The organism is Kitasatospora sp. NPDC094028 (genome assembly GCF_049543595.1).
GTDB lineage: Bacteria > Actinomycetota > Actinomycetes > Streptomycetales > Streptomycetaceae > Kitasatospora.
This window is the reverse complement of record NZ_JBMVFA010000130.1, coordinates 1-1054: the sequence shown is the minus strand read 5'-3', so window position 1 is coordinate 1054 and position 1054 is coordinate 1. Positions and strand designations below refer to the sequence as shown.

The 1054-nt window shown below is 69.7% G+C and carries 1 protein-coding gene; it reads right to left on the bottom strand.

The features are described from left to right. Positions 1-979: IS481 family transposase (locus ACPC54_RS42305; RefSeq protein WP_498973097.1), on the bottom strand; the 979-nt coding region annotated here is incomplete at its 3' end. Positions 980-1054 lie beyond the last annotated feature (75 nt).

Here is a 1054-nt window from a genome sequence, read left to right as displayed (position 1 = left end):
TGTATTGACCCGCAGGGTTGTTCACGCGGCTGATCGGCGGCTTGCCTCCGAGTGCGGTGTGGCAGCGATGGTAGTTGTACTGGTGCAGGAAGGTGGCCAGGGCCACGGTGCGCTCGTCGTTACTGGTGTAGGGCCGCTGGTAGGCCCATTCGTCGAGCAGGGTGCGGTTGAAGCGTTCGACTTTGCCGTTGGTCTGCGGCCGGTAGGGCCGGATGCGCTTGTGGGTGATCCCTGCGGCGGTGAGGGTCCGGGTGAAGAGCTTGGACTTGTAGCAGGAGCCGTTGTCGGTCAGGACGCGTTCGACGGTGACGCCGTGGTCGGCGAAGAACGCCTGGGCCCGCTGCCAGAACGCGGTGGCGGTCTCCTGGCGCTCGTCGGCGAGGACCTCGCTGTAGGCCAGGCGGGAGTGGTCGTCGACGGCCGAGTGGACGTAGCTGTAGCCGATTACCGGCTTGCAGCTCCTGCGTTCGGTGGTGGTGGCCTGGCGGTTGCGGTCGCCGGCCTCGCGGCCGACCGTGCGCCATCCGCCGCCGTCGGGGATGTTGCCGAGCTTCTTGATGTCGACGTGGACGAGTTCGCCGGGTCGGGCCCGTTCGTAGCGGCGGATCGGCTCGCCTGTGGGCCGGTCGAGCCAGGCCAGGCGGTTCAGGCCGTGCCGGACGAGCACGCGGTGCGCAGTAGAGGTCGGGATGCCGAGGATCGGGCCGATCCGGGCCGGGCCGAGCTTGCGCTCGCGCCGCAGCTCGCAGATCCGGGCCTCGGTGGCGGAGGGTGTGCGGTGCGGGGTGGTGTGGGGCCTGCTGGAGCGGTCCAGCAGGCCCTCCTCGCCCTCCGCTCGCCAGCGCCGCATCCACTTGTGGGCGGTGGCCCGGGATATCCCCATCTCGGCGGCGACATGCGCCACCGGGCGACCCGCGCGGACGCGTTCGACCAGGAGCCGCCTGCCGTGCACCGTCAGCCGGGCATTACGGTGGGACACGAAGACCTCCGTGTGTGGTGTGGAGCCTAGACACCTCCACCACACCGGAGGTCTTCGCCATGATCAAGCCCGACC